The organism is Pseudomonas sp. B21-059, from assembly GCF_026016285.1.
Taxonomy (GTDB): domain Bacteria; phylum Pseudomonadota; class Gammaproteobacteria; order Pseudomonadales; family Pseudomonadaceae; genus Aquipseudomonas; species Aquipseudomonas danubii.
Window position 1 is genome coordinate 3,222,214 of the sequence record NZ_CP087201.1, and the last position, 24,815, is coordinate 3,247,028.

At 63.1% G+C, this 24,815-nt stretch carries 18 protein-coding genes; 10 read left to right on the plus strand and 8 right to left on the minus strand.

The annotated features are described in order from the left end of the window. The first annotated feature begins 262 nt into the window (after positions 1-262). The 3 genes from LOY69_RS14620 to LOY69_RS14630 all read left to right on the plus strand — a co-directional run bounded on the left by LOY69_RS14620 (position 263) and on the right by LOY69_RS14630 (position 5,869). Entirely contained in the window at positions 263-3,355 is a 3,093-nt protein-coding gene (locus tag LOY69_RS14620; RefSeq protein WP_265074823.1) for an autotransporter domain-containing protein, read from the plus strand. Positions 3,356-3,465: 110 nt separating this feature from the next. Further along, positions 3,466-5,319, plus strand: a complete 1,854-nt coding sequence (locus LOY69_RS14625; protein WP_213666316.1) for a polyurethanase — start codon at positions 3,466-3,468, stop codon at positions 5,317-5,319. 169 nt (positions 5,320-5,488) lie between these two features. Beyond that, positions 5,489-5,869 (plus strand): hypothetical protein, encoded by a 381-nt coding sequence (locus LOY69_RS14630; RefSeq protein WP_265074824.1) that lies wholly within the window; start codon positions 5,489-5,491, stop codon positions 5,867-5,869. 14 nt (positions 5,870-5,883) lie between these two features. Here LOY69_RS14630 and LOY69_RS14635 read toward each other — a convergent pair whose 3' ends face one another. Then, the gene (locus LOY69_RS14635; RefSeq protein WP_102865128.1) at positions 5,884-6,108 is read right to left on the minus strand and encodes a YgdI/YgdR family lipoprotein; all 225 of its coding nucleotides are present in this window, start codon (positions 6,106-6,108) and stop codon (positions 5,884-5,886) included. Between the two features lie 204 nt (positions 6,109-6,312). On the opposite strand from LOY69_RS14635, the gene LOY69_RS14640 reads away from it, so the two are divergent. Together LOY69_RS14640 and LOY69_RS14645 are read left to right on the plus strand one after the other, a co-directional pair. After that, a complete protein-coding gene (locus LOY69_RS14640) occupies positions 6,313-7,965 on the plus strand; it encodes a VRR-NUC domain-containing protein (protein ID WP_265074825.1) in 1,653 nt (550 codons plus the stop codon). Continuing rightward, complete coding sequence (locus LOY69_RS14645; protein ID WP_265074826.1) at positions 7,962-10,256, plus strand: ATP-dependent DNA helicase; 2,295 nt, start codon at positions 7,962-7,964, stop codon at positions 10,254-10,256. The genes LOY69_RS14640 and LOY69_RS14645 overlap by 4 nt, the downstream gene beginning before the upstream one ends. A 53-nt stretch (positions 10,257-10,309) precedes the next feature. Here the strand turns inward: LOY69_RS14645 and LOY69_RS14650 are convergent, their stop codons facing one another. The 6 genes from LOY69_RS14650 to LOY69_RS14675 form a co-directional block, all read right to left on the minus strand. Continuing rightward, on the minus strand, positions 10,310-10,723 hold the full coding sequence (locus LOY69_RS14650; protein WP_102879437.1) for a TIGR03067 domain-containing protein: 414 nt from the start codon (positions 10,721-10,723) through the stop codon (positions 10,310-10,312). 26 nt (positions 10,724-10,749) lie between these two features. Then, the gene (locus LOY69_RS14655; RefSeq protein ID WP_102865251.1) at positions 10,750-11,397 is read right to left on the minus strand and encodes a response regulator; all 648 of its coding nucleotides are present in this window, start codon (positions 11,395-11,397) and stop codon (positions 10,750-10,752) included. Between the two features lie 74 nt (positions 11,398-11,471). After that, positions 11,472-14,711 carry a hybrid sensor histidine kinase/response regulator gene (locus tag LOY69_RS14660; RefSeq protein WP_265074827.1) on the minus strand — a complete coding sequence of 1,080 codons (3,240 nt, stop codon included), beginning with the start codon at positions 14,709-14,711 and terminating at the stop codon, positions 11,472-11,474. A gap of 109 nt (positions 14,712-14,820) precedes the next feature. Beyond that, entirely contained in the window at positions 14,821-16,011 is a 1,191-nt protein-coding gene (locus LOY69_RS14665) for an EAL domain-containing protein (RefSeq protein WP_110651613.1), read from the minus strand. Then, positions 15,998-18,832, minus strand: coding sequence for an ATP-binding protein (locus LOY69_RS14670; RefSeq protein ID WP_123391154.1), 2,835 nt, complete (start codon positions 18,830-18,832; stop codon positions 15,998-16,000). Before LOY69_RS14670 ends, LOY69_RS14665 begins: the two co-directional genes overlap by 14 nt. Positions 18,833-19,036: 204 nt before the next feature. Then, on the minus strand, positions 19,037-19,858 hold the full coding sequence (locus tag LOY69_RS14675) for an aldo/keto reductase (RefSeq protein ID WP_110651615.1): 822 nt from the start codon (positions 19,856-19,858) through the stop codon (positions 19,037-19,039). Positions 19,859-20,082: 224 nt separating this feature from the next. On the opposite strand from LOY69_RS14675, the gene LOY69_RS14680 reads away from it, so the two are divergent. Genes LOY69_RS14680 through LOY69_RS14700 form a run of 5 tightly spaced genes read left to right on the plus strand, consistent with a single transcriptional unit; the run spans position 20,083 to position 23,859 of the window. Then, complete coding sequence (locus tag LOY69_RS14680; protein WP_102865121.1) at positions 20,083-20,298, plus strand: TOBE domain-containing protein; 216 nt, start codon at positions 20,083-20,085, stop codon at positions 20,296-20,298. 42 nt (positions 20,299-20,340) lie between these two features. Continuing rightward, positions 20,341-21,378 carry an isopenicillin N synthase family dioxygenase gene (locus tag LOY69_RS14685; protein ID WP_102879433.1) on the plus strand — a complete coding sequence of 346 codons (1,038 nt, stop codon included), beginning with the start codon at positions 20,341-20,343 and terminating at the stop codon, positions 21,376-21,378. Between the two features lie 29 nt (positions 21,379-21,407). Beyond that, the gene (locus LOY69_RS14690) at positions 21,408-22,217 is read left to right on the plus strand and encodes a MetQ/NlpA family ABC transporter substrate-binding protein (protein ID WP_110651619.1); all 810 of its coding nucleotides are present in this window, start codon (positions 21,408-21,410) and stop codon (positions 22,215-22,217) included. After that, positions 22,214-23,191 carry a methionine ABC transporter ATP-binding protein gene (locus tag LOY69_RS14695; protein ID WP_265074828.1) on the plus strand — a complete coding sequence of 326 codons (978 nt, stop codon included), beginning with the start codon at positions 22,214-22,216 and terminating at the stop codon, positions 23,189-23,191. Before LOY69_RS14690 ends, LOY69_RS14695 begins: the two co-directional genes overlap by 4 nt. After that, positions 23,188-23,859 (plus strand): methionine ABC transporter permease, encoded by a 672-nt coding sequence (locus tag LOY69_RS14700; protein WP_110595623.1) that lies wholly within the window; start codon positions 23,188-23,190, stop codon positions 23,857-23,859. Before LOY69_RS14695 ends, LOY69_RS14700 begins: the two co-directional genes overlap by 4 nt. 18 nt (positions 23,860-23,877) lie before the next feature. Here the strand turns inward: LOY69_RS14700 and LOY69_RS14705 are convergent, their stop codons facing one another. Then, positions 23,878-24,789 carry an AraC family transcriptional regulator gene (locus LOY69_RS14705; RefSeq protein WP_265074829.1) on the minus strand — a complete coding sequence of 304 codons (912 nt, stop codon included), beginning with the start codon at positions 24,787-24,789 and terminating at the stop codon, positions 23,878-23,880. Positions 24,790-24,815: the final 26 nt, after the last annotated feature.

Sequence of the window (24,815 nt, forward strand, 5' to 3'; positions counted from 1 at the left end):
CGGCCAGTGGGGCGTTCCCGCCCCCATGCCATCGGCGCTCTGGCGCTAGCCATGGCACCTTTCCCTTATCTGAACAACCAGCAAGCCCAGCAGGTGCTGCCAAGCCCCGTGCGTCTGTGCTGCTGCCTTGGCGCGCCTGGGGTGTTGGTGAGCGACACAAGGGTGTCGGAGTCAATCTGCAATGGCGTTTCCACGACGTCATTCGAGCGGCGGGCAGGGAGCCTGCCAGGGCCATTTCGCAACACAACTAAGGAAGGTCGTAGTGAAGCAAGTCAAACGCAAGGATGGCGCTGTGCTGGGGCAGGAACGGGGATGGTTGACCCTGGCTCCGGCACTGTTGGGTTGGGTGGCGCTGCTGGGCACGGTCCAGGCGGCGCCCTATGTGGAGAACGGCCGCCGGGGCGACGCCGGCAGCTGGCGCAGCACCGAGTTCAAGGCCGATTGGGGCCTGGGGGCGATTCATGCCGACAGTGCCTATGCCGCCGGTTACAGCGGCAAGGGCGTCAAGCTGGGGATCTTCGACCAGCCGGTGTATGCCCAGCATCCGGAGTTCGCCAGCCCGGGCAAGGTGCTGACCCTGGTCACCAGCGGCACTCGCCAGTACACCGATCCCTATATTCCGGTGCAGGCCGGCGATGCCTTCGTCTATGACGGTCGCCCGTCGGTGGGCTCGGACGGCAAGCTGGGGTCCCACGGCACCCATGTCGGCGGGATCGCCGCCGGCAACCGCGACGGCGGGGCGATGCACGGGGTGGCCTTCGACGCCCAGATCATCAGCGCCGACAACGGCGATCCCGGCCCGGAGGACGGCATCATCCTCGGTAACGATGGTGCGGTGTACAAGGCCGGCTGGGACGGCCTGGTGGCCAGTGGCGCGCGGATCATCAACAACAGCTGGGGCATCGGCATTACCGATCGCTTCAGCCAGGGCGGGCGCGATCCGGCGTTCCCGCACTTCACCCTGGACGATGCCCGGGCGCAGTTCACGCAGATCCAGCCGTTGCTGGGCAGCTTGCCGGGCGGCGCCTACGACGGGGCGATCGCCGCAGCCCGCAGTGGGGTGCTGACGATTTTCGCCGCCGGCAACGATTACAACCTGAACAACCCCGACGCTATCGCCGGGCTGGCCTACTTCGTTCCGCAGATTGCCCCCAACTGGCTGACCGTGGCGGCGTTGCAGCAGAACCCCGATACCGGCAGCGCCGATCCCTATGTCATCAGTACCTTTTCTTCCCGCTGCGGCTACACCGCGAGCTTCTGCGTATCGGCCCCCGGCACCCGGATCTACAGCTCGGTGATCGGCGGCACCAGCCTGGAGAACATGACCCTGGGCTACGCCAACAAGAACGGCACGTCCATGGCTGCGCCCCATGCGGCTGGCGCCGCGGCGGTGCTGATGGAGCGTTTCCCCTACATGAGCGCGGCGCAGGTGGCCAGCGTCCTGCGCACCACGGCCACCGATCTGGGTGCCCCGGGCATCGATGCCTTGTACGGCTGGGGGATGATCGATCTGGGCAAGGGGATTCGCGGGCCCGGCATGCTGGTGACCGAAGCGGATATCCCTGAGGAGTTCCGTATCCAGGGCGGCTACGGTTCGACCCAGTTCGTCGCTGACCTGCCGGGCTATGGCGCGCTGCTGGATGCCGGCAAGCCGACCCAGCGGCGCTGCAATGACATCAGCTGCGTACTGGATATCTGGAGCAACGACATCAGTGGCCACGGCGGCCTGACCAAGCAGGGCGTCGGCACCCTGGTGCTCAGCGGCGCCAATACCTACGCCGGGCCGACCCTGGTCAATCAGGGGCGGCTGGCGGTCAACGGCTCGCTGCTGTCGGCGGTGACGGTGAACGCTGGTGGCATCCTCGGCGGCACGGGCCGCGTGGGCGCACTGACCGCCAACGCGGGCGCGATTGTGGCCCCGGGCAACTCCATCGGCACCTTGCATGTCAGCTCCGATGTGAACTTCCTCCCGGGTTCGACCTACGCGGTGGAGGTGTCCCCCAGCGGCAGCGACCGGATTGTCAGCGACGGCCAGGCCACCCTCGGCGGGGCCAGCCTGGCTCTGGAGCTGGAAAACCCGGGGTTGTCCCTCAATGCGCAACGGGTCCCGAGCCTGGTGGGGCGGCAGCTGGACATCCTGCAGGCCGCCAATGGCGTACAGGGCAGCTTCGGCCCGGTGCTGTCCAACTCGCTGTTTCTGGGGGGCAACCTCAATTACAGCGCCGGCGGTGTACAGCTGGCGGTGGCGCGCAATGCCACCTCGTTCAGCAGCATCGGCCTGAGCCCCAACCAGCGTTCGGTGGCCGATGCTGCCGAGCAACTGGGGGCGGGCAACCCGGTGTATGAAAGCCTGTTGCTGGCCGCCAGCGCGGCCAGTGCACAACAGGCCTTCGAGCAACTGTCCGGGGAAATTCATCCGGCCGTTGGCAGCCAGTTGCTCAATGACAACCGCTACCTGCGTGACGCGATGGGTGAGCGGCTACGCCAGCAGGGCGGGGACGCGGTGCCTACCGTCGAGGGCGGCGAGCAGGGGCTGTGGCTCAAGACCCTGGGCGCCTGGGGCAAGGCCGACGGCGGCCAGGATCGAGCCGGCTATACCAGCTCCATCGGCGGCCTGCTGGCCGGTGTCGACGGGCAAGTGGACCCGAGCACCCGCCTGGGCGTGTTCACCGGCTACAGCGACAGCTCGCTGAGCATGGGCGATGGCCGGCATTCTTCGGCCAGCATCGACAGCTACCACCTGGGTGCCTACGCCGGACGCGAGCTTGCACAACTGCGCCTGAGCCTGGGCGGTTCCTACAGCTGGCACCGCATCGCCACTCGGCGCGAGCTGCAATATGACGAGGTTGCCGATCGCCAGAAGAGCAAGCGTGATGCCCGCAGCCTGCAGCTGTTCGGCGAAGCGGCGTGGCACCTGGATCTGCAGCCCATGGCCCTGGAACCCTTTGCCAGCCTGGCCTATGTGCATGTGGACAACGAGCGTTTCAAGGAACACGGCGGCGCCACGGCACTCAAGGGCGATAGCGACAATCGCGAGGCCTGGCTCTCGACCTTGGGCATGCGCGCCGGCAAGCAGTTGCAGTTGTCTTCCGGGCAGACTGTGGAACTGTCCGCTACCCTCGGCTGGCAGCACAATCTGAGCGCCACCGGCGCCGACCAGCATCTGGCGTTTGCCGACGGTGGACAAAGCTACAAGGTGCAGAGCCTGTCACTGGACCGCGATGCGGCGGTCGTCGGTGCACGGGCGGGCATTGCCCTGGGCCGACAGACCCGGGTCAATCTGGATTACAACGGGTTGCTGGGCAGCCGTGACCGGAACCATGGGGTCGGCTTGACCCTGGACTGGACTTTCTAAGACCCAGGCAACGGATGTGCAAGGTGTTGTACAGGTCCTCCAGGCCCGGAAACGGGGCCTGCGAGGGCCTGAGCTTTCTCTGACAATTCCAACAATAGAGAGGCAATACCATGGGTGTGTTTGACTACAAGAACTTCACCGCAGCCGACTCCAAAGCGCTGTTTTCCGATGCGCTGGCGATCACGCTGTATTCCTATCACAACCTCGACAACGGCTTTGCCGTGGGTTACCAGCACAACGGCTTCGGCCTTGGCCTGCCGGCGACCCTGATCACCGCGCTGATCGGCAGCAGCGATTCCCAGGGCGTCATCCCCGGCATTCCCTGGAACCCGGATTCGGAGCAGGCCGCCAAGGACGCGTTGCACCAGGCCGGGTGGTCCACCCTCAGTGCCCAGCAACTGGGCTACAGCGGCAAGGTGGATGCCCGGGGCACCTTCTTCGGCGAGAAGGACGGCTACGGCACGGCCCAGGTGGAGATCCTCGGCAAGTACGATGCCCAGGGCCACCTGAGTTCCATCGGCATCGCCTTTCGCGGCACCAGCGGCCCCCGGGAATCGGTGATCGGCGACACCATCGGTGATGTCATCAGTGACCTGCTGGCCGCCCTGGGACCCAAGGACTATGCGAAGAACTACGCCGGTGAGGCCTTCGGCAAACTGTTCGCCGATGTGGCGGCTTTTGCCCAGGCCAATGGCCTGTCGGGCAAGGACATCCTGGTCAGTGGCCACAGCCTGGGCGGGCTGGGGGTCAACAGCCTGGCGGACCTGAGCAGCGAACGCTGGTCCGGGTTCTACAAGGATGCCAACTACATCGCCTATGCCTCGCCGACCCAGAGCACCAGCGACAAGGTGTTGAACATCGGTTATGAAAACGACCCGGTGTTCCGCGCCCTGGACGGTTACAACTTCAACCTGTCGTCCCTGGGTGTGCACGACGCCCAGCAGGACTCGGCCACCAACAACATCGTCAACTTCAACGACCATTACGCCTCGACCCTGTGGAACGCGCTGCCGTTCTCGATCCTCAACATCCCCACCTGGATTTCTCACTTGCCCACCGGCTACGGCGATGGCCTGACCCGGGTGCTGCAGTCGCAGTTCTATGACTTCACCAGCAAGGACTCCACCATTGTCGTGGCCAACCTGTCGGACCCGGCCCGGGGTAGCACCTGGGTCCAGGATCTGAACCGCAACGCCGATACCCACAAGGGCAGCACCTTCATCATTGGCAGCGACGGCAACGACCTGATCCAGGGCGGTGGCGGCAACGATTACCTGGAAGGCCGCGACGGCAACGACACCTTCCGCGATGACGGCGGCTACAACATCATCCTCGGCGGCAAGGGCAGCAACACCCTGGACCTGCAGCACTCGGTGAAGGACTACAGCTTCGCCAGCGACGGCGCCGGGACCCTGTACGTGCGCGACGCCAGCGGCGGGATCAGCATGACCCGCGACATCGGCGCCATTCAGAGCAAGGAGCCGGGGTTTCTCTGGGGCCTGTTCAAGGATGATGTGTTCCACCAGGTCACCGACCAGGGGTTGAAGGTGGGCAGCCAACTGACCCAGTACGCGTCTTCGGTGAAGGGGGACGGCGGCGACAACCTGCTCAAGGCCCATGCCGGCGGCGATTGGCTGTTCGGCCTGGACGGCAACGATCACTTGATCGGCGGCAAGGGCAACGATGTCTTCGTCGGTGGCGCCGGCAATGACCTGATGGAGTCGGGTGGGGGCAACAACACCTTCCTGTTCACCGGTCATTTCGGCCAGGACCGCATCCTCGGCTACCAGAGTGGCGACAAGCTGGTGTTCATGGGGGTGAGCGGCGTGCTGCCGGACCAGGACTATCGGGCCCACGCCAGTAGCAGCGGCAATGACACCGTGCTGACCTTCGGCCATGACTCGGTGACCCTGGTGGGCGTCAGCCTCGCGCACCTCAACGGCTCGGGCATCACCCTCGCCTGATGGACCCGCAGCGTGGGGCTCGCAACGGGCTCCGCGCTGACTTGGCAAGAAAATCGTGACCTGTTGGTCGATTGGCGACTCAAATACTTGTAAAACCCAAGCCTGGTCATGCGTTACCCAAGGTATTGAGCAGTAATCGATTCAAGGAAAAGGCAGGAGAGTGTTGACAGTGAGTAATAGCAAGAGGTGTGCGGGCGGACTGGTGCTGGCCCTGTGGGCGCTCATGGCATCGGCCGAAGAGCTGCCTCAGAGCTCGATTCTGAAACGTTACGGAGTGACCCCGGATCAATTGCCGGCCGGCCAGCCGGCGCCAGCCGAGAAGCAGGAGCCAACACCCAGTCGCTTCAATCTGCAGCCGGAGCAACCCATTGCAAATTTCCGTCTGGGGGACGGCAAGGCGCCAGAAAGCACGGGCAACATCAGTATCGATAACGCCGAAGCCCGGGAGCGGCAGCGCTGCCAGCAAGTGCGTGACGAGATGTCAAAGCGCGGCAAGCCCCTGGGGATTGTCTGCGAACCGGGGCAGGGACCCTTTCCCTGGTCGCACTGAGGTGCACGGCTGAATCATTGTTCCTGGCGAACGGTGGCCACATCGTCCGCCTTGACCCGGATGGTCTTGCCGGAAATGTCCTGGAATTCGTAGAAGCCATCAGCAGTCTTGGTCTTGGGCTGGTCCCGGGTCAGGTACTGGGTACCGTTCTGCAAGGTCACCACGGTGGGTGAGGCGCAGCCGGTCAGGGCCAGGGCGGCGACACTGGCCAGGAGCAATCCCAGGTTCTTCACATTCATATAGACCTCTTATCGGTAGGGGTATCCGTGTTGCGCCGGACACTATAAGCATGGCCCCTTGGTGTCGTGAAGACGACGAAAGTTCGCCTGGGCACTGGAAAAATCTTCTTCCCGCCATTTATCCAATAGTGTTTGCCAGACCGGGTCGTCGGCTGTTATCTGTACGCATAACCAGTATTAGTCCAGCCGTGGCGCCTTCGTTCAGTGACTTCCAATCCCCTCGAGAACCCCTTTTATTACCTGCACAACTTCCAGCAAGTCCTGAACTGGCTGGAGCTGCGCTATGCCGATGTGCTGCGCGATGAAGAGCAGCGTTTCATCAGCGATTTCGCGCAGTTGCCCCAGCCCTCCCAGGCCTTGCTGGTGCGCATGGTGATGCGCAAGGGGCGGCATTTTCGCCTCGGCAAGTTGCGTTACCCGGAGATCGGCGACAGCGCCCGGGCCCTGCAGCCGCTGCTGGCGTTGGGCTGGGTCGATGAGCAGGCACCCTTGGCCCTGGACGAGTTGTTCGGCCTGTTGCAAAAGGCCGAGATCCTGCAGTGCTTCAGTGACCAGGGGCTGGTGGCCAAGGCCAAGAAGAACCAGTGGCTGGAGACCCTGCAGGCGCTGTACCCGCAACCCCGGGCGTTCGGCCAATGGTGCCCGGCACTGGCGGACCGGCTGCTGAGCCTGACGGTCATGCCGTTGTGCGATCGCCTGCGCTTGATGTTCTTCGGCAATCTCTACCAGGACTGGTCGGAATTCGTGCTGGCGGACCTGGGGATCTACAGCTACGAAAAGGTCGAGATCAGTGCCGATGCCCGTGGCTTGCGCAGCCGTGACGATGTGGACGGCTTCATCTACCTGCACCAGTGTCAGGAAGCCTTCGAGGCCGGGGAGGAGGTGGACGCGGTGCTCGCGCGCATCGCGGCGTTCAGCACCGCCAACCCCTGGCTGGAGAAACGCCGCGGCAAGCTGTTGTTCCAGCTGGGGCAGCATTGCGAGCGGTTGACGGACTGGCGGCAGGCCCGGGAGATCTACCAGCAATGTGCCTACCCCGGTGCTCGCCTGCGGTTGATCCGGGTCCTGGAGCTCAGTGCCGAGTATCAGGCGGCGCTGGCGCTGGCCGAGCAGGCTGCGGCGGCGCCCCAGAGCGCCGCCGAGGCCCAGCAGCTGCTGCGGGTCATGCCCCGGCTGCGGCGCAAGCTGGGTGGCCCGCCAGCGCCTCGGACGGTCAGCCGCGAGGTGGCGCGACTGGATCTGTGCCTGCCCCGTGACGCCGATGGGCTGGCGGTGGAACTGCATGTCCAGGCCCATCTGCAGCAGCCCCAGGCGCCGGTGCACTACGTGGAAAACAGCCTGATCAATTCGCTGTTCGGGTTGCTGTGCTGGCCGGCGATCTTCGCCCCCTTGCCCGGGGCGTTCTTCCACCCGTTCCAGCGCGGGCCGGTGGATCTGCTGAGCGAGGACTTTCATCAGCGGCGCAGCGATCTGTTCCAGGCCTGCCTGGAGGAGCTGGACGATGGTCGCTACCGGGACAGCATCCGCCAGCGGTTTGTCGACAAGTGGGGCCTGCAGTCGCCCTTCGTGTTCTGGGGGGCCTTGACCGAGGAGTTGCTGGAGCAGGCCCTCGACTGCCTGCCGGCCGAGCACCTGAAACACTGGTTTGAGCGCCTGTTGCTGGACATCAAGGCCAACCGGGCCGGTATGCCGGACCTGATCCAGTTCTGGCCCGAGGCCAGGACCTACCGGATGATCGAGGTCAAGGGCCCGGGCGACCGCCTGCAGGACAACCAGCTGCGCTGGCTGGACTTCTGCCAGGAGCACCGGATGCCGGTGGCGGTGTGCTATGTGCAATGGCAGGACCTGTCGACGTGAGCTACCGCATTGCGGTGCGCGCCTTGTGCGAGTTCAGTGCCAAGAGCGGCGACCTGGATCTGCGTTTCACCCCATCGCCTACCGCCCTGGAGGGAATAGTCGGGCACCGCACCGTGGCCTCCCGACGCAATCCTGGCTACCAGAGCGAAGTGGCCCTGGAGGGTCAATACGGCGAGTTGCTGGTCAAGGGCCGGGCGGACGGTTATGACCCGGCGCAGAACCTCCTGGAGGAGATCAAGACCTATCGGGGCGACCTGGCGCGCATGCCCGACAACCACCGGCAACTGCACTGGGCCCAGGCCAAGGTCTATGGCTGGCTGTTGTGCCAGAGCCTGCAGCTGCCGAGTATCCGGGTCTCGCTGGTGTATTTCGACATCCTCAGCGAGCAGGAAACCGCCCTGGTGGAGGAGCACAGTGCCGAGGCATTGCAGGAGTTCTTCAATCGGCAGTGCGCGGTGTTCCTGGAGTGGGCGCAGCAGGAAATGCGCCACCGCGAGGCCCGTGACCAGGCCACTGGGGCCCTGGTTTTTCCCCATGGCGAGTTCCGCCCTGGCCAGCGGCACCTGGCGGAATCGGTGTACAAGGCGGTCAGCACTGGCCGTTGCCTGCTGGCCCAGGCGCCCACCGGTATCGGCAAGACCCTGGGCACGATCTTTCCCATGCTCAAGGCCATGGCCCCGCAGCAACTGGACAAGTTGCTGTTTCTCACCGCCAAGACCCCGGGGCGGCAGTTGGCGCTGGATGCAGCCCGGGTGCTGTTCGCCAGCCAGTCCCAACTGCCGTTGCGGGTCCTGGAACTGGTGGCCCGGGACAAGGCCTGCGAACACCTGGACAAGGCTTGCCACGGCGAGTCCTGCCCGCTGGCCAAGGGGTTCTACCAGCGCCTGCCCGCGGCGCGTCAGGCGGCCAGCCAGGTGCCGATGCTGGATCGCCAGGCGCTGCGCGAGGTGGCCCTGGCGCATCAGGTCTGTCCTTACTACCTGAGTCAGGAGATGGCCCGCTGGAGCGATCTGGTGGTGGCCGACTACAACTATTATTTCGATTTCAGCGCCTTGCTGTTCAGCCTGGCCCAGGCCAATCAATGGCAAGTGGCGGTGCTGGTGGACGAGGCCCATAACCTGGTGGAGCGCGGGCGTGGCATGTACAGCGCCAGCCTGGATCAACAAACGCTGGCCAGCGTGCGCAGCACTGCGCCCCAGGCGCTGAAAAGTTCGTTGCAACGGCTCAACCGCGAATGGAACGCCTTGCACAAGGAACAGCTCGCGCCATACCAGGCCTATGACCAACTCCCGACGGCCTTGCTCAGGGTGCTGGCCTTGTGTGTCGCGGCCCTGGGGGACTACTTCAACGAGCAGCCTCAGGGCCTGGACGTTGGTTTGCAGGGGCTGTATTTCGAACTGCTGCAATTTGCCCGGGTGGCGGAGCTGTTCGATGAACAGCAGTTCATCTTCGATATCAGCAAGCGCTCCCTGAGTGCCAGGCGCAGCCTGTCGCGGCTGAGCCTGCGCAACGTGGTGCCGGCGCCGCTACTCGGGCCGCGACTGACGGCGGCCCGCAGCACAGTGCTGTTTTCCGCCACCCTCAACCCGCAGCATTACTACCGCGACCTGCTGGGATTGCCCCAGACCACGGTGTGGCTGGACGTGGAGTCGCCGTTTGCCGCCGCGCAGCTGGACGTGCATATCGTCAGCCGCATCTCCACCCGCTATGTGCATCGACAGGCGTCCCTGGCGCCCATCGTCGAACTGTTGGCCCAGCAGTTCGCTGCGCGGCCGGGCAACTACCTGGCGTTCTTCAGCAGCTTCGATTACCTGCAGCAAGTGGCCGAGCTGTTGGCTCGCGAGCACCCGCAGATTCCGCTGTGGTTGCAGTCCAGGGGCATGGATGAAGCGTCGCGCCTGGGCTTTCTCCAGCAGTTTCGCGCAGAGGGGCAGGGCATCGGGTTCGCCGTGCTCGGCGGGGCTTTCGGCGAGGGCATCGACTTGCCGGGCTCAAAACTCATTGGCGCCTTTGTCGCCACCCTCGGGCTGCCTCAGCTCAACCCGTTGAACGAGCAGATGAAACAACGCATGGCCCGGCTGTTCGGCTCCGGGTACGACTACACCTACCTCTATCCCGGACTGCAGAAAGTGGTGCAAGCGGCAGGGCGGGTGATTCGCAGCCAGGCCGATCGGGGCGTGTTGATGTTGATCGACGATCGCTTTGCTGAGCCCAGGGTGCGGCAGTTGTTGCCAAGCTGGTGGGCCGTGGACGCCCAAGACCCGGCGTCGGCTGGTGAGATTTCGAGGTGATAGCGCGGAGCTGAAGCCGCTTGCCCCCGGCGTTTGTGCGCCGGGGGCGAGGGTCACTGGCCCTGGCGGACCCGGACGAAGCGCCGCAGGGTCTGGCCTGGCCCGGTGCTGAAGCGGGTTGGCCGGGGTTGGCCTTCATCGGCGGCGATGAACACGAAGTCGTCCTCAGTCAGCTCATAGCTGGCGGGCAAGGGCTTGCCCGCATCCGCGCCGATGGAGTCGATCCAGGTGATCGACTTGGGGGTGGTGCTGCTGTCGAGGGTGAAGCTTCCGGCCAGCAGCACGTCTCCCGCCACCGTCAGCACGCGAAACTGATCACCTTCGATCAGGGTCAGGGCTCCGGGCGCACTGTGCTCGTCCGGCGGATTCAGCACGCCGCTGTCCTCCATTGAGATTTGCTCCCAGGCTCCCTGCAGGCGTTGAAGTTCCAGCGAGTCGTTGTTCCTTGCTGATGATGCAGTATCCATTGTCGATCAATTCCTTGTGGGGGCGTTCAGTTGAAGATATTGCGGCCTATGCAGTAGGTCAGCAGGTCCTGGTCGCTCTGTACCTCCAGCTTGCGCATGGCGGAGATCTTCTGGGCACTGATGGTCTTGGAGCTGCGGTTCTGGCTGCGGGCGATGTCGCTGACGCTTTTGCCGGACACGAACAGGCGGAGGATTTCGAACTCCTTGGGCGACAGGGTGGAGATGCGCTCATCGATCGCCACATTGGATTCCATCACCGAGTTGGAAGCCGGCTCCAGACTGCGGTAGACGCCTTTTTGCGCGATGGCCTTGAGGGCGGTCTGGATCTCTTCGTGCAGCTGGCTTTTCTGGATGACCCCAACCACGCCCAACTCGTGCAGGCGGGTGAGGATCAGTTGGTTGGAAATCATGGTGAGGATCAGGATCTGCAGGTGCGGAAAGTTACGCTTGAGGTATTCCACCAGCTTCAGGCCATCACCGTAGGGTGAGTCTCCAGGCATGTTGTAGTCGGTGATCACGATGTCCACCTGTTTGGCTTCCAATTGCTGGATCAGGCCTTTGGAACACACCGCTTCACCGACGATTTCGAAACGTTCGTCGCGCTCCATCAACTCGCGTACGCCCAGCAAGACAATAGGGTGATCGTCAGCAATGACTACTTTCAGTTTTTCCATGGCAAACACACCCGTGTAATACGCAAATGAGTAAAGAAACATGAGACTGACGGTACATTAAACCCTGCCACCCATTATTCAAGGGGCAACAGGAGTTCCGACAAGTGCTGCATCAGTTGCCTGACTTGAGCTACCAGTGTCGGGCTCAGGGTGTTTTCCAGTAATTGGCACTCCAGTTCGGCGCAGGCCCTGGCCAGCGCCCCGGCCTGCACCGCCCCCATGGCCCCGGCAATACTGTGCAGACGCTCGGCCGCCGCCTTGCCGGAGCCGGTTTCCAGGGCTTTGGCCAGCCGTTGCAGGTCATCGTGCATGGTGCTGAGAAACAGCGGTCGCATCCGCTCCGAGACCTGAATACGGTCTCTGACGGGGTGGGGTGACACGGGCCGGTTTTCGCTTCGCAACCCAGGTCTGGCGGCGAGCGGGGCGCTTTTGCCGGGCACCTGGCAGAGTTTCGACAATTGCCCCCGCAGGGTCTGCAGGCTCATGGGCTTGACGATCCAGCTGTTCATTCCGGTAGCCAGGCAACGGCGGCCTTCCTCGCGCAAGGCATTGGCAGTGACGCCGATGATCGGCAGTTCCGGCTCCCTCAGACGCAACTCTCTGGCCAGGTCGTAGCCGTTCATGACCGGCATGTTGACGTCGGTCAAGGCGATGTCGAACCGTTGCGGCAGCCACTGTTCCAGGGCTTGCTCACCATTGGCCGCCAGGGTTACCTGGCAACCCAGGGCCTCCAGCTGCTCCTTGATGATGGCCTGGTTGATGGGGTTGTCTTCCGCCACCAGGATGTTCAGGTTCAGGCATTGCAAGGTGTCGGGTTCGCGCTGTGCCAGATGCAGCGGCTGTCCCTGGCGGGCCAGCGCTGCGGCCTGGGCGATGGCACGAATGTCGTGGGCGTCGACCTCCCAGTGCGCCGGCTGCAAGCTGCTGCTGTGCCAACGACCGCTGGAACTGGCACTGACGCAGGGGCCGGGCCAGGTGGGCTGGGCGTCCCGGGGCAGCATGTCGATCAGGACGCTGCTCTGGGGGTTGTCATCCCAGCTGGTGGGCAGCGGATAGGCCTGGACCCCCAGGCGGTTGAGCCAGTCGCACGTGCTTTTCATCAGTTCCGGCACCGGTGCGCGGACATACACAGGTGGTCCTTCGGGCAGTGGCTCGGCTCCCGACAAGGTCCCCGGCAGGCGTTGCAGGGTCAGGCGCAGGGAAAAGCTGCTGCCCAGCCCTGGCTCGCTGATGACCTGCATCTGCCCACCCATCATGTCGCTCAGGCGCTGGCAGATCGTCAGACCCAGCCCGGCCCCGGCTTCGCTGGAAGCGTCGCGGACCTGATAGAAGGGGTCGAACAACTGGGGTTGCTGCAAGGCCGAGATGCCAATCCCGGTATCGGTGACTTGCCATTCGATGCTGGCCTGGCGCACGTCCTGCTCCAGCACCCGGACGCGCAGTACCACCCGGCCGCAATCGGTGAACTTGATCGCATTGCTCAGCAGGTTGCTGAGAATCTGCTGGATACGGTTGGCGTCCCCCAGCATCAGGTCCGGCAGGCTCGGGTCGATGCAGGCGTAGAACAGCAGCCCGCGGCGTTCGGCAAAGGCGGCGTAGGCGTGCAAGGCATCTTCTACCAAGTCCAGGGGGCAGAACGCCTCCGGGTCGATGCTCATCTGCCCGGATTCGATCTTGGAGACGTCGAGAACGTCGCTGATCAGTTGGAACAAGGTGCTGGAGGAGCGCTGGATGGTTTGCAGGTAATCGCTCTGGCGCGGATCCAGTTGGGTCATGCCCAGCAGTTCAAGGGTGCCGAGCATGCCATAGAGCGGGGTACGGATCTCGTGGCTCATGGTGGCGAGGAACAGGGTCTTGGCTTCGTTGGCCGCGTCCGCCGAACGTCTGGCCTGTTCCAGTACCTGGGCGTCCTCGACATGCTGGGTGACGTCGTTGAAGGTGCAGAGCAGCACCTCCTGGCCCTGGTAGCGGGTCGAGACCAGGCCAACCTGCAAATGGCGTCCGTCGACATCGAGGCTGGTCTCGTCGTTGTCCATCAAGCGCTGGTCCTGCTGCAGCAGGGCCAGCAGTTTTGTCGTGCCTTGCCATTGTTCGGCCTGACGATTTTCCAGCAGCACTTTGAAGTCTTCCCGACGCACCACACACAGGCCCGTGGGCGCGGTGTCGAGTACCACCCGGCTGAAGGCCTCACTCTCGGCAATGCTCTGGTGCGCCAGTTGCGCCGGCGTCACTACCTTGTTGCGATACCAGCGACTGGCGGCCCAGCCGCTGAAGAACGCGCCCAGGGCCAGGGTCAGCAGGCCTGCCAGGGTCCACAGGGCGTAGCCGAAGTAGCTCTTGTAGCTGATGCTGTAGATCCCGGTCCAGAGCGCCGGGGTGTGGCTCGTCACCTTGAAGACCATCCCTTGCCAGCCGAAGTTGAGGCCCTCATGCAGGGCGTCGGCACGGACGTGGGAGCCGGTGAGGATGCTGCCGGAAGGTTCGATCAGGGTGAAGTCGTCATAGATCGACCAGTTCATGAGGCGCTCGATGTTATTGACATCGTCCAGGTTCAGCAGCGAGGCGACCACCATCGACTCGTGCGTGCCCTGGGTGCGCAACTGTTGCGGCCCTGCATGCAGGCTGATGTAGGCCAGCAGCTTGGGGGAAACCTGCGCCGAGGCCGGCACATTGTATGTTTCCCAGTAGACCTGATTGTTCGGAGGGTCGTTGTTCTTCACTGCCAGGTGCCGCAGGACCCTATCCACCACGCTGCTGTAGGGCATGTCGCTGTTCCAGGGAGTGCCGCGGGTGTGCCGCGCCGCGGGAACGCTGATGTCGAAGTTGCCGAAGGTGTTGAAGAGGAAGGTGCGTGGTGCTTGATAGTGCGAGGTGGACCAGAAGGCACCGTAGAACGTCGACAGGTGCATGCCCAGGGCGAACACCTTGGGCAGCTCGCTGGCGGCCAGTTGCTGGTGATTGAAGTTCAGGCTGAAAGGCGTCGAATAGGGCGCTTGTTGCCCTTCGTAAGCGGTTTCTCCCTCGCTGGGCAGGGGCTGCTGCAGATACTGCGCAGTGGGTTCGTCGGCCAGCAATGCCTGTATGGACGGGTGGCTGGCCAGGCGCCGGAGGAACAGCTCTTGTTCCTGGATGTTTTCCATCAGTCCGGTGAAATGCAGCTTTACCGTGCTGTCCTGTTCATTGATCAGGCGTTGGGCGGCCCAGTAGAGAAGGGTGAACAGCAGCAGCGCCAGGCCCGCGAGAATCAACAGACCCTTGTTCAACCGGATCGAGCTTCGACTGAGACTCTCCAGGAAGGTGTCGCGGTATTTCATCACTGAATTCCCAAATGCATATAAGGGCCTCGATTCCGAGATTCCTCTCTCTGAAGCAAGGCCGTCAGCGATGAGTGAAGGTTGCGTGGGTGAGCAAAGGGCTCATCGGCTAGTACAGGGTCGCTGGTCCGTCTTGGGCCAGTAGTTGTTGAAACTGTTGCGAGGACACCGCGTGGGAAATCAGGAAGCCCTGCACCTGGGTGCAGTCGATTTTGCGCAGCAGGGCCAGTTCCTGTGCGCTCTCCACGCCCTCGGCGACCACTGTCAGGCCCAGTTGGCGGCCCAGCGCAATGATGCTGGTCAGGGCCTGGGCGATTTCCTCGTTGTTGTGGCAGCCCTGGACCAAGGCCCGATCGATCTTCAGCTCGGTAAAGGGCGTCGACACCAGATTCATGTAGGAGCTGTAGCCCTTGCCGAAATCGTCCTGGGACAGGCCGAAGCCCTTGATGCGCAGGCGGCACGCACCGGCGTAAAAGTTGCTGATGTGTTCCGGAGTGGAGCACTCCATCAGCTCGAAGCAGATCTTGCCGGGTATGCCCTGGCGCTGGATCACGAAGTCATGCAGTCGATCGGCCAGGTCGGAGCTGTTGAGCAGGTGGGTTGGCAGATTGATCGACACCGGAATGTCATAGCCGTCTTCCCGCCAGCGCACCTGAGCTTCCAGAGCCTGTTCGAGGATCAGCCACAACAGCTCCTCTTCGAGTCCCGCCTCGGTGAGTTCCGGTAGAAAGTCGCAGGGCAACAGCATGCCGTGTTGCGGGTGCATCCAGCGCACCAGCGCCTCGGCGGCGACGATGCGGCCGTTGTTCAGGGCTTTCTTGGGCTGGAACCAGGCTTGAATCTGCGAATTGCGCAGGGCGTGTTGCAGGGTCTCAGTGCTGCACTCGACCCAGATCGCTGGCGGCGGCTCGCTGCTGATCAGCTCCGGTAGCTGCGCGGTGAGGCTGCGCAGTGCCGCCAGGCTCACGGGTTTGGAAATCAAGCCTATGACCCGCAGGCCCAGGTTTCGAGCCACCAGGCTGGCGCCCATCAACATGCGCCTGGAGGAGGCACTCATGATTGCCAGGGCCGGGCGTACGCGGTGCTTGGCCAGGCCCTGGATGAACTGCACACCGTCCATGCCAGGCATCAGCAGATCTGTCAGTACCAGATCGAAATGCCGTTGCTTGAGACGCTCGAGAGCCTCGGAACCGTTGCTCGCGACCTCCAGCTGGTAAGGCCCCAGCTCGTTGAACAAGTGTTGCAGGTACATGTACTGAAACGGCTGATCTTCGACGATCAAAATGCTACAGGACTTCATGAGGGGCTCTTTCATAGGGCGCCAGATAGTTGAACAACGCTCTTAGTGCAAAGGGCTTGACCAGGCAGTGGTTCATCCCGGCTGCAAGACAGAGCTCTTCTTCTCCGCGCATTGCATTGGCCGTCGCCCCGATGATCGGGATCGAACAGCCTTGACGTCGAAGCTCCTTGGCCAGTTCATAGCCGTTGAGCTTCGGCATGTTCACATCAGTCAACACCACGTCGAAGTGCCCGTTTCTCCAGATGGACAAGGCATCTTCTCCGTTCGAGGCCAGTTCCACGCTGCAGCCCAGCTCCTCCAACTGGTCCTTGAGGATCAACTGGTTGATCACGTTGTCTTCGGCCACCAGCACATGCAGGCTGAGTTTTTTCAGTTCGCGGCTGTCGGTATGTTCCTCGCTCTGGGCCACCCAGACGCCCTGTGCCTGGCTCACCGCCTGGTGGATCGCCCGCAGGTTGTTGGTGTTCACCTGCCAGCTGCCGCCACGGATCCGCGGTTCGTTGTGGCCGTCACCACTGGCGAGCACCAGAGGGCCCTGCCAATCGGGCTCCAGGCGATGTTCGACGATCCCCGGGTGCAGCTCGATCAGCACGTTGCCGCGGCTGCGATCCGACTGCGTGGGCAGGCTGAACTGGGCCCGGGCGCCCCAGCGCCGTAACCACCCGGCCACGGATTCCGCCAGTTCGCGGACCGGGGACACCACATAGATCATCTCCGGCAAAAGCGGACTGATCAGCGGGGTGTGGGACACCATGGGGCAGGCTTCCAGGGGCAGGGTGAGGGTAAAGCTGCTGCCCAGCCCGAGTTCGCTGACCATGCGGATGTTGCCGTTCATCAACTGCGTCAGGCGCTGGCAGATCGGCAGGCCCAGGCCCGTGCCGGCGATGACATTGGTGTTGCCTTCGGTCTGGTAGAAGGGTTCGAAGATCAGCGCCTGGTCGTCCTGGGCGATGCCGCGGCCAGTGTCAGATACCTGCCAGAGGATGTTGCTGCGTTCGCCGTCACGACTGTCCACCCGGACTCGCAGGACGATACGTCCTGAGTCGGTAAACTTGACCGCGTTGTTCAGCAGGTTGCTGAGGATCTGGCGGATCCGTGTGACATCACCAAGAAGAATTTCCGGCAACTGCGGGTCCACGCAAGCATAGAACTGCAGTCCCTTGGCGTGGGCGGCAGCGGCATAGCCCTGGATGATCTCGTGCACCAGATCCAGGGAGGAGAATTCACTGAGTTCCAGGGCCAACTGCCCGGCCTCGATCTTGGACACATCCAGCACGTCGCAAATCAGTTGCAGCAGAGTGCCGGAGGAGCCTTCGATGGCCCGCAGGTAATCCTTCTGCTGGTTGTCCAGGTGGGTTCGGGAGAGCAGCTCAAGGGTGCCGAGCACGCCGTACAGCGGTGTGCGGATTTCGTGGCTCATGGTGGCCAGGAACAGCGTCTTGGCTTCGTTGGCGGTATCGGCCAGGCGTTTGGCTTCTTCCAGGGCCGCTTCGATCTGCTTGCGTGCGCTGATATCGCTGAAGGCACAGAACAGCACGTCCTCGCCGTTGTAGCGGGTCGGTGCCGAGCTGAGATAGAGATGGCGGCCATCGGCGGTTTCAAAGTAATCCGAACTATTGGGGCGGTTGGGATCGAAGGCCTGTTCGATCCAGCCGGCACAGAGTTGATCGCGCTCGGTGCCATTGCCCAGCCATTGCTGAGACAGGGTGTTCTCCAGCACCACCCGGCCATCGCTGCGACGCAGCACGCACAGGGCTACCGGAGCGATCTGGATCACGTCGCGACTGAAAGCTTCGCTTTCGATCAAGGCTTGGATCCGGTCCAGCGCTGGAGCGATCAGGCGCACCTCGACCCAGTGGGTCAAGAAACCGATCAGTGCCATGCCGAACAGGCTGATGAGCAAGGCTACAAACAATTGCGGCCAAAGACTCTTGAGCAGATTGTGCAAGTCGAAGGAGTACACCAGTTGCCAGTCCGATGACCCCAGTTGCTTGCGGATCACCAGATGGTCGGGCCACCAGCGGCCGCCGAGAAAGCCGAAGAAGCTGCCGCCCTTGACCTGCTGCACGTCCTCGCTCAGTTGTGCGCTGGGGGTGCTGCTGAAAATCAGCCCGCCGTGGGAATTGAACATCATGAAATCCCCGGCGCTCTGGTCACTGAGGGCCGCGGAGACACTCTTGCCGTCCATCTCCAGGCCCAGCCAGCCAGAGTTGGCGTAGCGCTCGTCAAGGCGGGTGAAAATGTACAACTGGGCAGTGCCCGAGGAGTGATCCATCAACCACAACTCTTCACCCGGCGGGACTTCGGAGAACTTCAGCGTGGCCAATTTGGCCAGCAGCGGTCCGGGCAGATACGCCGATTCAGGCTGGGTACTGAACAGCCGTTGCACTTGGGATTGTTCGCCGCCGGGGACATACAGCAGGTTCAACTGTTTGCTTTTGAGATAGTCGCGCATGCGTTTGGTAAGCCAGATCCCCCATTGGTTTCCCTCCGGCCCACCCAGATGCAAGTGGATTTCCTCCGCCGGGTCGGCACTGGGCTCGTAGGCCTCGTTCTGCCGGGATTTGTGTACGGCGGACAGGCTCAGGCTTTCCAGCAGGGCTTCACGACTGGTGAAGAAAGTCTGGGCTTCGGCAATGGCGCTGCTCATGTAGCTGCGCCGTTGTGACAACTCGTTGCTGATACTTGAACGCAAGAAGTTGTAAACGGCACCCAGCAGGCCGATCAAAAAAATCAGCGCCACGACACGAAGCAGCCGACGGGCTGCTTCAGGACTGGAAAAAAGGGGATTGATCTGATGCAGGTAGCTTTTTAATCTCATCCGCCAACTGTAATTGTGGGGCATGCCAACCAGGGATCAGACAATTCTTAAATAGCTGGGTACAAAGTAGCTTTGTGGTGTTTATGTTTATCTGGAACTTAGTTGTTTGTCTGAAACAGCAACTTTCCGATCAGCCATTTTCTTGCAACTAGTCTTTTGTAACTTTTCCTGAAATCGAGAGTTTCTTATTCCGTTACAGCGGTTTCAGACCATCTCCAGGTGCTGTTTACGCCGGGGCGGAGTAAACACTTGATCCAGGGCTTGCAGGTCCTGGGGTTCCAGTTGCAGTTCACCGGCCTGGGCGTTGAGCCGCAGGTGCGCCGGGCGCACTGCCTTGGGAATCACCAGCACCTGGTCCTGGCGCAGTAACCAGGCCAGGGCTACCTGGGCTGAGGTAACCCCGTGGTTCCGGGCAATCTGCTGCAATACCGGTTTGGCCAGCAAGGCGCCGCCCTGGCCGATCGGGCAATAGGCCATAAGCGGCATCCGTCGGTGTTGGCAGGCGGGCAACAGGTCGAACTCGATACCCCGCGACTCCAGGTTGTACAGCACTTGATTGGTGGCGCAGGCCGGTGCGTCCAGTTCCTCCAGGTCAGCCACGTCGAAGTTGGAGACCCCCCAACGGCGAATTTTGCCGGCTTCGCGCAGCCGTTCGAAGGCTTCGACGGTTTCCGCCAGCGGATACTGTCCGCGCCAGTGCAGCAGGTACAGGTCGATGACCTCGGTACCCAGGCGTTGCAGGCTGCGTTCGCAGGCCAAAGGCAGGCCCTTGCGACTGGCATTGTGGGGATACACCTTGCTCACCAGGAACACCTGATCGCGGCGCCCGGCAATGGCCTGGCCGACCACCTCCTCGGCGCCGCCTTCGCCGTACATCTCCGCGGTGTCGATCAGGGTCATGCCCAGCTCGATTCCGCTGCGCAGCGCGGCGATTTCCTGATCCCGCTGCCGGCGATCCTCCCCCATGCGCCAAGTGCCCTGGCCAATGACCGGAACCTGGGTATCCGCGAGCTCGAGCGTGCGCATGCTGCCTCCTGGGATCTGTAGCGAGTCGGATGGGGAGGGCACAGGGAAACAAAGCCATGGGCGGCGGTCAAGGCCCGCCAAGCCCAGGGCGAGGGTGGAAATCATATATTCCTAAAATGCATAAAATTCTAATTATTTATTCCTTTGAAGGCTTTGGCTAAAGGTGCATGTTTGTCACCAGCCGCTCAATTCCAGAGTCCGGTGCCAGCAGAGGAATTTTCAGCATGACCATTCAAGCGATCAACGTACGCAACCAGTTCAAAGGCGTGATCAAGGAGATCCACGAAGGCCAGGTGGTTTCGGAAATCGACGTGCAGACCGCTTCGGGCATTGTCACCTCGGTGATCACCACCCGCTCGGTGCGCGACCTGGAACTGAAGATCGGCAGTGAAGTGATCGCCTTCGTGAAGTCCACTGAAGTGTCCATCGCCAAGCTCTGAGACACGCACCTCGGACGTCGTCAATTAACAGGGGAGTGAAACATGCCGCACTCGCTGGATATCACCGCGTTACCCGTGCTCGACCTGAGCCAGTTGGAGGGGCGCCCGGAGCAGCGCCAGGCCTTTCTCCAGAGCCTGCGCCAGGCGGCGCGGGACGTCGGGTTCTTCTACCTCACCGGGCACGGCATCGACAGTGGCCTGCTGCGTCGGGTGCAGGATCAGGCCCGGGCCTTCTTTGCCTTGCCCGACGCCGACAAGGCGGCGGTGGGCATGATCCACTCGCCGCATTTTCGCGGCTACAACCGTGCGGCCTCGGAGATTACCCGAGGCCAGCCGGACCTGCGCGAGCAGTTCGACCTTGGTGCCGAGCGCCAAGCCTTGCCGCTGGACCCGCAAAGTCCACCCTGGGCTCGCCTGCAAGGGCCCAATCAGTGGCCGGCACAGTTGCCGCACTTCAAGCCCCTGTTGTTGGAGTGGCAGCAGGCAATGACCGGCATGTCGCTGCGCCTGCTGCGAGGTTTTGCCCAGGCCCTGTCATTGCCGGAGCATGCTTTCGATCCCTTGTACGGCGAGCGGCCCAATGAACATATCAAGCTGATCCGCTATCCCGGCCGCGCCCCGGGACAAAGCAACCAGGGCGTAGGCGCCCACAAGGATTCCGGATTCCTCAGCTTTTTGCTGCAGGACCAGCAGGCCGGTCTGCAGGTGGAAGTGCAAGAGGGCCGCTGGATCGACGCACTCCCCAGGGACAACACCCTGGTGGTGAACATCGGCGAGCTGCTGGAACTGGCCACCCACGGCTACCTGCGGGCCACGGTGCACCGGGTGCTCTCGCCACCGGCGGACCGCGATCGCTTGTCGATTGCCTTTTTCCTCGGCGCCCAACTGGACGCCCGAGTGCCGCTATACCCCTTGCCCGCAGCCCTGTTGCAGGAAGCCCGGGGCCCGGCCAGCGATCCGGACAACCCATTGTTTCGTGAAGTGGGCTGGAACTACCTCAAGGGCCGCCTGCGCTCCCACCCCGATGTCGCCCAGCGCTTCTACCCCGATGCCCTGGTCCCCAAGGCCCTGAGTGCCTGACCCCGATTCGCCGACCCAAGGACATAACCATGTTGAACAAGAACCTGTTTGCCCTGGCGCTGCTGGCCGGCCTGGGTCACTTTCTGCCGGCGGTTGCCGCGCAGCCGTTGCGGGTCGCGGCAGACCCGGTGCCCCACGCGCAGATCCTCGCTTATGTGCAGAAGCTCGACCCGCAACTGGCGTTGCAGATCATCGAGATTCCCAACGGCGTGAACTCCAATGAGTTGCTGGCCCACGGCGATGTGGACGCCAACTACTTCCAGCACCTGCCTTATCTCAAGTCCCAGGAGCAGGCCCTGGGCCAGCCGTTCGCGGTGGCCGCCAGCGTGCACATCGAACCCCTGGGCATCTACTCCCAGCGGCACAAGAGCTTCGATCAGGTACCACAGGGCGGCACAGTGGCGGTGCCCAACAATGTCACCAACCTGAGCCGTGCCCTGTACCTGTTGCAGAGTTACCAGCTGATCCGCCTCAAGCCCGGCTTCAGCGATCCGGCCCGTGACCAGGCCACCCCCAAGGACATCGCCGACAACCCCAGGCAGTTGAAGATTCTGGAAATCGAATCACCGCAGATTCCCCGGGCCCTGGAGGATGTCGACCTGGCGGTGATCAACGGCAACTACGCCCTGGAAGCGGGCCTGGTGCCAGCCAAGGATGCCCTGGGGCTGGAACAGGCCGAACACAATCCCTACGCCAATATCCTGGTGACCACCCCCCAACTGCAGGACGACCCACGCATCCGGCAGCTGGCCAAGGACCTGCGTTCTCCTGAAGTGGCCAAGTACATCACCGAGTCCTACAAGGGTTCGGTGATCCCGGCCGCGGACCGCCAGCCATGATCCAGGTGGAGCAGGTCAGCAAGGTCTATGGCGAAGGCCAGCCGCCGGCCCTGGATCGGGTGTCACTGACGGTTCCCGACGGCGCGGTCTACGGCATTCTCGGCCGCAGCGGTGCCGGCAAGTCGACCCTGTTGCGCTGCCTGAACCTGCTGGAGCGCCCCAGCAGCGGGCGCATCCTGATCGATGGCCAGGACCTCGGCACGCTGTCCGAAGGCCAGCTGCGCAGGCAGCGCCAGGGCATCGGCATGATCTTCCAGGGCTTCAACCTGCTGCATTCACGCACGGTGCAGGACAACGTCGCCGTGCCCCTGGAAATCGCCGGCCTGGGCAAACCGCAGCGACAAGCCCGGGTCCTGGAACTGTTGGATCTGGTAGGGCTGAGCGACAAGGCCCAGGCCTTTCCTTCCCAACTGTCCGGTGGCCAGAAGCAGCGGGTAGGCATTGCCCGCGCCCTGGCCGCCGGTCCCCGTTATCTGCTCTCGGATGAAGCCACCAGCGCCCTGGACCCGGAAACCACCGCCTCGATCCTGCAACTGCTGGCGCAAATCAACCGCGAGCTGGGGCTGACCATCGTGCTGATCACCCACGAATTGGAGGTGGTCAAATCCATCTGCAGCCATGCCGCTTCCCTGGCCCAGGGCCGGTTGCTGGAGTGCGGTGCGATTGCACAACTGCTTGCAGACCCGCAATCGGCCCTGGGTCGCGCCTTGCTGCCGGGCTACAACCTGCCGTTCAACGGCAGCCAGCCCGAGGCCGAGCTGACATTTTTCGACAACCAGCGTGCCGCGCCGCTGCTTGCGCAACTGAGTCGCCAGCAGGCGCTGGAACTCAAGGTGCTGGCCGGTGGTGTCGAGTCGGTGGGCGGCCGGCGGGTAGGGCGCCTGCGCATCGCTGCCGCGGGTGCCGACGTCGGAAAATTCCAGCAACTGCTGACGGCCCTGGCCCAGCGAGGCATCCGGAGTGAACGCCTGTGAACCGCACTATTGATTGGCAGGAACTGGCGCAACTGCTGATAAACGCCACCGGCGAGACCCTGTACATGGTGCTCCTGGCCTCGCTGTTCACGGTGCTGATCGGCTTGCCTCTGGGCGTGCTGCTGTTCGTCAGCCGCAAGGGCGGCCTGCGCCCCATGCCGCGGATCAATCGACTGCTGGGCACCCTGGTCAACCTGGGACGTTCCTTGCCCTTTGTGGTGCTGCTGATCGCCTTGATTCCCCTGACCCGGCTGGTGGTAGGCACCACCCTGGGCAGCACCGCAGCGGTGGTGCCCATCACCATCGGCGCCTTTCCATTTTTTGCACGGATCGTCGAGAACGCCCTGGATGAGGTGGACAAGGGCCGGATCGAAGCGATCCTGGCCATGGGCGGGCATATCGGCCATGTGATCTTCAAGGCGCTGCTGCCGGAGGCCTTGCCGGCACTGCTGGCGGGGCTGACCCTGACCCTGGTGATGCTGATCGGCTTCTCCTCCATGGCCGGGGTCATCGGGGGCGGCGGCCTGGGCGACCTGGCGATCCGCTACGGCTATCAGCGTTTCAACAACCAGATCATGGTGGCCACGGTGCTGGTCCTGGTGTTGCTGGTGCAGGGAGTACAGAGCGGCGGCGACAGGCTGGTGCGCTCCCTGGCGCACCGCCGTTAAACCCTGTGCGGGTGCCACTCAGCGCCCTTCATGCTGCTTGCGATAGGCCCCGGGCTGCAGGCCCACGGCCTTGGTGAAGGCCCGGGTGAAGGCGGCGATGGATTGATAACCCACGCTCGCCGCTGCCTGCTCCACGGTCTGGTTGGCCTTGAGCAATTGGCAGGCATGGCGCATGCGCAGGGCCAGCAGCACCTGCCCCGGGGACTGCCCGGCCAGTTCATTGAAACGCTTGAAGAACGCCGAACGCGACAGCCCGGTCAGGGCCGCCATGCTTTCCAGGGGCCAGGGCTGGCCGGGTTGCTGGATCAACTGTTCCAGCAGCGGGGCGAATCCCGGGTGCCGAGCCAGGGCCACGAGGCCGCCGAGGTCCTGGTTGTCGCTGACCTGTTGGCGCAGCACATAGAGGAACAGCAGGTGGCTGAGACGCTCCAGCAAGGCCGAGGACGGTGCCGGGGTGCGCTGGCACTCGTCGAGAATCAGTTGGAACAGCGCACGGGCGGCGCTGAGGGACGGATCGCCGGCCCGCAGGATCAGCCAGCCCGGCAAGCAGTCGATGATCAGCGAAGACAATCCCGACTTGAAGTGGAAGAAGCCGCAGACCAGGCCCACGCCATCCTGGGCGCTGGAATCCAGGGCCGTCATGGCCATGCGCGGCAGTTGTTGCGCCACTGCGGACTGCTGGGCGCTGGACAGTCGATAGCCCAGGTCCTGTAGCAGAAACACCGCATCCCCGGCGTCCAGGCGCAGCGCCTCGGGCACGCCATCGATGTGCAGCCAGCAATGGCCCTGGACGATCAGGTGGAAACTGGCCCGGGCCAGCCCCTGGGTGCTGGCGTGCCAGCCACCGCAGTAACGCCCGACATGAAACAGGCTGGCATCCAGTTCCAGGCCTTCTAATAACCAATCAACCAAGGGGCTTGATGAAATCATCTAAGGGAAACACTCAGGAGCAAGTA